General features: G+C 62.9%; 1 pseudogene. It reads left to right on the forward strand.

Features of this window, described 5'->3' with window-relative positions:
* Window positions 1–196: pseudogene (locus tag B2J86_RS17970) on the forward strand (electron transfer flavoprotein subunit beta/FixA family protein); the annotation flags it as partial.
* Window positions 197–280 lie beyond the last annotated feature (84 nt).

A 280-nucleotide genomic window follows, 5' to 3' on the forward strand; every position in this document is an offset into this window, starting at 1 on the left:
CGTGACGCTGCCCAACATCATGAAGGCCAAGAAAAAGCAGCTCGACGTCGTCAAGCCCGAGGACCTGGGCGTGGACGTCGCGCCGCGCCTCAAGACCTTGAAAGTGGCCGAGCCGCCCAAGCGCGGCGCCGGCGTCAAGGTGGCCGACGTGGCTGCCCTGGTGGAAAAACTCAAGAACGAAGCGAAGGTGATCTAAATGTCGGTACTCGTTATTGCTGAACACGACAACGCGTCCCTCAAGGGCGCCACGCTCCACACCGTCACCGCTGCTGCCGCCTGC

The sequence above is a fragment of the Acidovorax sp. SRB_14 genome (assembly GCF_012932145.1).
Lineage (GTDB): Bacteria > Pseudomonadota > Gammaproteobacteria > Burkholderiales > Burkholderiaceae_C > Simplicispira.